This window comes from Halorientalis persicus (genome assembly GCF_900110215.1).
In the GTDB taxonomy this organism is placed as follows: Archaea; Halobacteriota; Halobacteria; order Halobacteriales; family Haloarculaceae; genus Halorientalis; species Halorientalis persica.
In genome coordinates, this window is the sequence record NZ_FOCX01000015.1 from 81503 (window position 1) to 88384 (window position 6882).

Below are 6882 nucleotides of genomic sequence, written 5' to 3' on the forward strand. Positions count from 1 at the left end.
GTCTCGACGGCTGTATCGCCTGGCGTACGATTTATACACGGGCACGGCGAAGAGTCCCTCATGGTCCAGTGTGAGATGTGCGGAGCCGATACGGCCTCGCCGAACACGGTGAAAGTCGAGGGCGCGGAACTCGACGTGTGCGACGACTGTGCCGATTTCGGCACCGAGGTCCGTACCCAGAGCAGTTCCAGCTCGTCCACGAAGTACTCGACGAGCAGTTCCTCCGGCTCGGGCTCGGACAGTTCGGGCTCCAGCGGTGGATCGAGTTCCGGGACGAGCGCCTCGTCGGGTGGCGGCGGTGGCGGTCGCCGCCGCGATATGTTCGACGAGATGGACGAAGTGGCCCAGGACTACGACCAGCGCATCCGGCAGGCCCGGGAGCAAGCCGGGATGAACCAGGAGGAACTGGCCAACCAGCTCAACGAGAAGGCCAGCCTCATCCGCAAACTCGAACGCGGCGACACCCTCCCGAGCGACTCGGTGCAGCAGAAACTCGAAAGTGAACTCGACATCGTGCTGACCGAGGGTGGCGGGAGCGCCGACGACACGGAGTGGAGCGGCGGCTCCAGTGACGGCGAGTACACCCTGGGCGACGTGGTACAGCGAAAAGACTCCTAGATGTGACGCTGGACGTCTTCGATCGAGAGGTCCTCGCCGATCTCGTCTAGCTCGGCTTCGAGCCCCTCTATCTCGCCGGTCAACCGCTCGAAGCGGTTGCTGCGCTCCAGTTCTGCGGCGCTCTTTTCGACTTTGAGGACGTTGCGTTTCAGCTTCTTGGAGGTGAGTTGCTGGTGTTTCTCGCTGTACTCCGAGAGTTTGAGCAGGCGCTGGACCACGTCGAGCAGGTCCTCCCGGGAGACTGGCTTGACGAGGTAGTCGTCACAGCCCATGTCGATGATGTCGAAGCCGGGGTTGACGGCGGTCACCATCGCGACCCGGCAGTCACAGCCGTTCTCGTTGATGTCCGCGAGTACCTTGTCGCCCGAGAGATCCGGCATCCGGCGGTCAAGTAGCGCCACGTCGACGCTACGGGTCTCGTCGTGGAGGATTTCGACCGCCGCTTCGCCGCCGTAGGCCGTCACCACGTCGTAGTGTTCGGCCAGGTAGTCGGTGTAGAGATCTGCGAGGTGCTGTTCGTCCTCCGCGACCAGCACCGTCGCCTCCGAAGTTGCCGATGACACGACTATCACTGACACTGTTCTGCCCGCGCCGTCTTAAAACGGGCCTCCGACTCACCGTGCCGAACTCCCACCCTTTATGCCCGCCGCGGTCGCCCCCTCGGTATGTTCGTCCTCGTCAACCTGAAGGCGTACCCGTGTGACCCCGTCGCGGTCGCGACCGCGGCCCACGAGGTCAGCGAGGCCACGGGCGTCCGCATCGCCATCGCACCGCAGGCCGCACACCTCTCGGCCGTGGCCGACACCGGCGTCGAGACCTGGGCTCAGCACGTCAGCCCCGTCGACCACGGCAGTCACACCGGCTCGACGCTCGCAGAAGCCGCCGCCAGTACGGGCGCGGTCGGCACACTGCTGAACCACTCCGAAAACCGGCTGAAACTCGCCGACATCGACGCGAGCCTCACCGCGGCGGAACGCGCCGACTTCGAGACCATCGTCTGTGCCAACAACCCCGACCAGATCGCCGCCGCCGCGGCGCTGGGCCCCGACGCCGTCGCCGTCGAACCGCCCGAACTCATCGGCACTGGCACACCAGTCAGCAAAGCCGACCCCGACATCGTCCGGGACGCCGTGGACGCCGCCGCGGCGGTGGATGCCTCTGTGGACGTACTCTGTGGAGCTGGCATCTCGACCGGCGAAGACCTCGCGTCCGCGAAAGACCTCGGGGCAGAGGGCGTTCTGCTCGCAAGCGGTGTCGCGAAGGCCGACGATCCGAAGGCGGCGCTAGAAGACCTCGTCGAACCGGTCGCCTGAGAGTCCGGCGGCGCGGCGCTTCTGGGCTTCGGTGGGAATCCTCGGAGACGGGCTCACGTGTCTCGCGGTGGCTCGAGCGATCACGAACCCTTTTCTGTAGCGCGTGTCGTCTCGATTTCATATGGGCGATGACGTACCTGGCCGCCGGGGCCTCTCCCGGCGGCGCGCGGTACAGGGGCTGGGTAGTGCGGCAGCGGCCGTCGGTCTCGCGGGCTGTCTCGGTCTCGGGATTCTGGACGACGAAAAGCGGGATGTCTCGCTGCAACCGGCCCCATGGATCACACCGAGTATGGATCAGGCGGTCGCGTCCGGCTATGCCGACTTCAGCAGTATCTACAGCGCCATCGGCGAAATGGACGATGTTACGTGGCCGGCGTTCGCCGAGTGGTACGGCCAACCCGCGCCACAGCCCGAGGACCGGTCCAGCTACCCGCTGGTGCCCAGAGACGTGATCGCCGGCGGAAGCCCCTTCGTCGTCGAGCAGGAGGGCGAGTCCTGGCACCACAGTAAGGGGATCCCCGCGATGGCCTCGATGACGATCCAAGCGGGGGACGACAAAGAATCCCAGAAACACCTCACCGTGTACGAGTTGCCCGATTCGGACACCAAAGCGGAGCTCAAAGAGTATATGTCGAATCACGGGCGGAAGTTCAAGCAGGTCGATTCCGTCTCGGTCACGAAAACGCTCAATACCTACAACGAATCCGAGCAGTTCGTCAGCAGTACCTACGCGCTGGAGGACGGTGTGTTGGTCAATCAGATCGGGAGTCTGGTCGACGACCCCGGGGAGAAAAACTACGGCCACCTGACCGGCGCCGTCGAGCGCGCCGGCTCCTCGGTCGACCTCGGTGACCACCCCGTCAGCCGACTCTCGGAGATGGATATGCTCCACACCTACCAGTTCGAAGAGGACGCGTGGGTCGATGCGGTGTCGAAGTCCGTCGCCATCGACTTCGAGGCCGAACGGAAGGTGGGACTCTACACGTTCGAGGACGAGGCCACTGCAACCGAGGCTCGCGACCAGTTCGAGGTCACAGACGACGGGGATCTCATAGCAAAGGGGAGCGACGTGGAACTGTTCTGGAACGCCGCAACGGTCGACTATACAGCAGTGCGAACGGACGGGCGCGGTGTCCGCATCGACGGCGACATCACGGAACTCGCACGGGCGATCACCGAAGGGTACTACATCTGGGACGCTCGATTCGCCTCGGCATAACGTCTCGTATCGAATCGTTCGATTCAAAACCACTTTCCCCACCGCTGTGAGAGTCCGAAAGCGTGAGCGACGGCTCGGATCGAAGCGGGGGGTACACGGTCCGTCGGAACGTGCTGGAGAACGCGAACAGACAGGGACGGCAGCGGCGGATCCGACGGTCTATGATTACCTGTCGGTGACGGTGCTGACCGGCTTGGTCGTCGCGGGCGTGTTCACGCTCGTGGGTATCCAGTTGGTCCGGATTCCCACGGTCGGCGTGTGGGGGCCGCTCGTCTCGCTCGTGGTCGAACCGACGAGTGACGGTCCGACGTCCGGTGGATGAAGCCGCAAGTAAATCAGGATCCGGGCCATAAGAGAGACAGTGACGTGCCACCGATGACCGAGACGGTTCCGTTCACGCCGCTGGAAGAAGCGATCTTCTACATCGAGCGTATGCACGGGCCATGGAACGTCCAGTTCGAGGTCGAGACGGCGACGCGGATCGACGCCGACCGGCTCCGGGCGGCCGTCATCGCAGCCTGTAACGTCCACCCGCTCGCGCGGGCTCGCAAGCAACCGCACGACGAGACGGACGTTCGCTGTCACTGGGCCATTCCCGACGCCATCGCGGACCTCCCACCGGAAACCGTCACCGTGGCCGACGGCCTGACGGCGAGTGACATCTCGGCGTTCTACCGTTCGCGGTTCGATCCCGTCGAAGAGTTGCCGTTCAGGGTGCTCGTCGACCGCGGTGAGGGGCACGACGACGGTGACCGTGTGCACATCTGTTCGAACCACGTCGCCGCCGACGGTGTCGGTGGCGCGCAATTCGTTCGCTCGCTGTGCCGTGCCTACAGGGGTGATGACCTCGACGCCGAACCGGTTTCCCTCTCGACGGCCCGAACCGTGATGGGCGACGACAGTCCGCCGAGTCCGCGGACCGCTCTCGCCCTCCTGGGCGATGCACTCGGCTCCCTCGGGACCGCGCTCAGAGAACCGGCCCGGATCGCCGAAAACGGCGGCGACGAGACCGAGGGGTGGCTGTTCGAACGACGACGGCTCGACGACGATCTGACCGAACGAGTGCTGGAAGCGCCTCCGGCGGAGGCGACGGTCAACGACATCATGCTGGCGGCGCTTCACCACTGTATCCACGCCTGGAACCGTGAACACGGGGAGCCAGCAGGACGGATCAGCGTGATGATGCCGCTGAACCTGCGCCCCCGGGAGTGGTTCTACGACGTGGTCGGGATGTTCACCGCCATCGGCAGCATCAGCACCCGACGACGCGACCGACGGCATCCACGGACGACCCTGCAGACAGTCGTCGAGCAGACGGGCCGGATCAAAGACCGCGACCGGGCGACGATCCCCCACGAAGTGCTCAAACTCCTCCCGACCAGGACGCCCGTCGGCCTGAAAGAGTGGGTCCCCGAACTGCTGAACGGACTGGGTCGTCGGTTCGTCGACACTGCGGTGCTGTCGAATCTCGGCCGGATTCCCGCCCCGGCTCCGGGATTCGCCCCCGAAGACGACCCGACGTTCTGGTTCTCGCCGCCGTCTTTCAGGCTGGCCCCGGTCGGTATCGGCGTCGCGACCGTCGACGGGACCGTCCACGTCACCGGTCGCTACTGGCGCAGCGAGTTCGACGCCGACGCCGCCGCGGCCTTCACCGACCGCTATCTCGACTGTCTCGAAGCGGTCGTGGCGTGAGTCGTGCCGATCACAGATCACCGTCGTCGACTCGATCCACGCAGCGTAATCACGGGTGGCAGTTACGAGAAGAGCGGATTCTCCGCTGTACCAGGATAACGAGCGCTCAGTTTGTGAACTCGTTATAAGGCCACATCCCGAAGTCCTGATCGTCAAAGAAACGAATACGGTTCGGTATCGTGTCTGTGACCGTACTCTTCCGGGATCCTCTGATACGATCCGGCAGGTAGCGGGCTAGCATCCAGGCCAGAAAGCTTTCACCGAAGTCTGTCTCGTGACTCCGTGTCGCAAAGTCGCTAACGAAGGCTCCATCTCGGTCCTTCGCACTCGTCCACTCAGGCGACTGCGCGTACCTCTCGTGCAGCGGTTTGGTTGCTAGCCGCACAAAAATCTCTTCCAGTACGTCGTTTTTCAAAAGAGCAAATGCCCGATTAGCGTGAACGATAAGGCTGCCATCGCGGAAGCGCGGTGCTTTTTTCCCCAGATGGATGGCCACATCATCGATTTCACCGATCAGTATCCACGGTAAACTACCGATGGCGTCGGCGTATTTCTCCACTGCCCGTTTCGCTCTCTCGAATTCGTACTCCGGATTCACCTGAAACTCGATGCGACGCCCGCTGGGGTACTGTGCCTCGAACAAATACGGCTTGATTGAGGTATACTGCCCCTCACGAGCGTCATACACATTACGCCTGGAACGGCCGGAGAACGACCATTGTTTGATGGTGCTATCCTCGGCGGTAATGGCATCCTGCGAAATCCGGTACACGAGCGTGAATGGTGGTTCGGTAATCGGATCTGAAATCCTGCGCACAAGCGGCGCCATGCTGAAATTCTGTCTGTCTAGATAGCGCAGGCGGTTTGGGATGGTCTCTTTGATCGTTTCAATATCCTCGCGCGGAACCCGCCCGTCGAGATGACGTACCGCTATCCAGGCCACGAAGCTTGCCGCCAGATCCTCACGCGCTGGGTTTCGCTCCGCGTAGCTGGTGATAAACGTGGGATCCGATTTTTGTGCGGATTTCCAGCCACTGCTGGTGGTATGTTCCCCATCGAGTGATGCATGTGTCCCCTCGTGCAGGAGCGTTTCCTGCAAATATCCCGATTCATCGAGTTTTTCTGCCTTGTCGGTATGAATTAGGATATTCCCATCTTTCCCTCCAAATGATTTATCACCGCGATGGAGTACGACGGTGTCTAAACCAGTTTGCAGTGCTCTTGGCAACCGACCGATCTCCCGAGCGTAGTTGAACGCCTCTTGCCACGATCCGCGATATCCAAATTCTGGATTTGCCTGAAATTCGATACGATTGGTGAATCCAGTCGGGATGACGTCGTCACTGTCTTCGTATCGTGCGGTAAACAGATACGCATCGATCGTCGTCCATTTCCCCTTGCGCCTGTCGAAAACTGTGCGTTTTCCCCGACCATCGCGAGACAACTCTTCGAAATCGGTTGGGTCCTGTGAGATGATCAGGTCTGGAGCCAGTCTGGTGGTAGAAGGAAACGGTGGTGTAGCTGTTCGTTCTTGAGAACTGACTCTGTGACCACCTATTGCTTTCGCGACGCCACTGCCACCAGTTGCGGCCAGCCCTCCAACGCTGCCGATAGTTAACAATGCTGTACGTCTGTCTACGAATTTCTCCCCCTTGCCCCCCGACATAGCTTCGAATAGTCAATACTGAGTGTTATATATTCGCACTGTTTACCGGGTAGTGTTCAGATTAGCTGATTCCATGCGAAGGCGAACGATTGGAGCCAGTCGTCAGCTGTGTCTCGCTGGGCGTTGCTGAAACAGTTTGAGAACGAAGAGGTACGGCGTTTTACCTCACGAAAGACACGTTCGACACTGTTCCGATTTCCGTGGCGTTTGTATCTGAAATCGAGGCCGTGTCGCTGGCAGGCGTCTTTCAGCGGTGCTGCACCATCGACGAGAAACACCGCATCGTCAACGTCGTGTTTCTCGCGGAGTTCGGCAAAGAATGTGCGAGCAATAACGTTCGTTCTCGTCGGTTCAAGCTTTGTATGGAGTAATTC

General features: G+C 61.6%; 7 protein-coding genes and 1 pseudogene. 5 read left to right on the forward strand and 3 right to left on the reverse strand.

The genetic code is table 11. The annotated features are described in order from the left end of the window. Nucleotides 1–60: 60 nt before the first annotated feature. Nucleotides 61–618 carry a multiprotein bridging factor aMBF1 gene (locus BMX17_RS15660; RefSeq protein ID WP_092661771.1) on the forward strand — a complete coding sequence of 186 codons (558 nt, stop codon included), beginning with the start codon at nt 61–63 and terminating at the stop codon, nt 616–618. Here BMX17_RS15660 and BMX17_RS15665 read toward each other — a convergent pair. Continuing rightward, nucleotides 615–1190 carry a response regulator gene (locus BMX17_RS15665; protein ID WP_244515024.1) on the reverse strand — a complete coding sequence of 192 codons (576 nt, stop codon included), beginning with the start codon at nt 1188–1190 and terminating at the stop codon, nt 615–617. The genes BMX17_RS15660 and BMX17_RS15665 overlap by 4 nt on opposite strands. 93 nt (nt 1191–1283) lie before the next feature. Here BMX17_RS15665 and tpiA point away from each other — a divergent pair, with 93 nt between their 5' ends. The 4 genes from tpiA (at nt 1284) to BMX17_RS15685 (ending at nt 4842) form a co-directional block, all read left to right on the forward strand. Beyond that, the gene (tpiA, locus tag BMX17_RS15670; protein ID WP_092661775.1) at nt 1284–1931 is read left to right on the forward strand and encodes a triose-phosphate isomerase; all 648 of its coding nucleotides are present in this window, start codon (nt 1284–1286) and stop codon (nt 1929–1931) included. A 121-nt stretch (nt 1932–2052) separates the two neighbouring features. Beyond that, nucleotides 2053–3150, forward strand: a complete 1098-nt coding sequence (locus tag BMX17_RS15675; RefSeq protein ID WP_092661777.1) for a hypothetical protein — start codon at nt 2053–2055, stop codon at nt 3148–3150. Between the two features lie 46 nt (nt 3151–3196). Further along, nucleotides 3197–3472, forward strand: coding sequence for a hypothetical protein (locus BMX17_RS15680; protein ID WP_092661779.1), 276 nt, complete (start codon nt 3197–3199; stop codon nt 3470–3472). Between the two features lie 53 nt (nt 3473–3525). Further along, entirely contained in the window at nt 3526–4842 is a 1317-nt protein-coding gene (locus BMX17_RS15685) for a hypothetical protein (protein WP_092661781.1), read from the forward strand. Nucleotides 4843–4948: 106 nt separating this feature from the next. Here the strand turns inward: BMX17_RS15685 and BMX17_RS15690 are convergent, their stop codons facing one another. Both BMX17_RS15690 and BMX17_RS15695 read right to left on the reverse strand, forming a co-directional pair. Continuing rightward, nucleotides 4949–6508: a hypothetical protein gene (locus tag BMX17_RS15690; protein WP_092661783.1), complete on the reverse strand. Its 1560-nt coding sequence runs from the start codon at nt 6506–6508 to the stop codon at nt 4949–4951. A 56-nt stretch (nt 6509–6564) separates the two neighbouring features. Next, a pseudogene (locus tag BMX17_RS15695) lies at nt 6565–6882 on the reverse strand (IS6 family transposase); the annotation flags it as partial.

What these genes read in the sequence shown, in the direction of transcription:
- BMX17_RS15690 (WP_092661783.1), bottom strand. Translation starts at nt 6,508, where the DNA reads ATGTCGGGGGGCAAGGGGGAGAAATTCGTAGACAGACGTACAGCATTG.
- BMX17_RS15675 (WP_092661777.1), top strand. Translation starts at nt 2,053, where the DNA reads ATGGGCGATGACGTACCTGGCCGCCGGGGCCTCTCCCGGCGGCGCGCG.
- tpiA (WP_092661775.1), top strand. Translation starts at nt 1,284, where the DNA reads ATGTTCGTCCTCGTCAACCTGAAGGCGTACCCGTGTGACCCCGTCGCG.
- BMX17_RS15685 (WP_092661781.1), top strand. Translation starts at nt 3,526, where the DNA reads ATGACCGAGACGGTTCCGTTCACGCCGCTGGAAGAAGCGATCTTCTAC.
- BMX17_RS15660 (WP_092661771.1), top strand. Translation starts at nt 61, where the DNA reads ATGGTCCAGTGTGAGATGTGCGGAGCCGATACGGCCTCGCCGAACACG.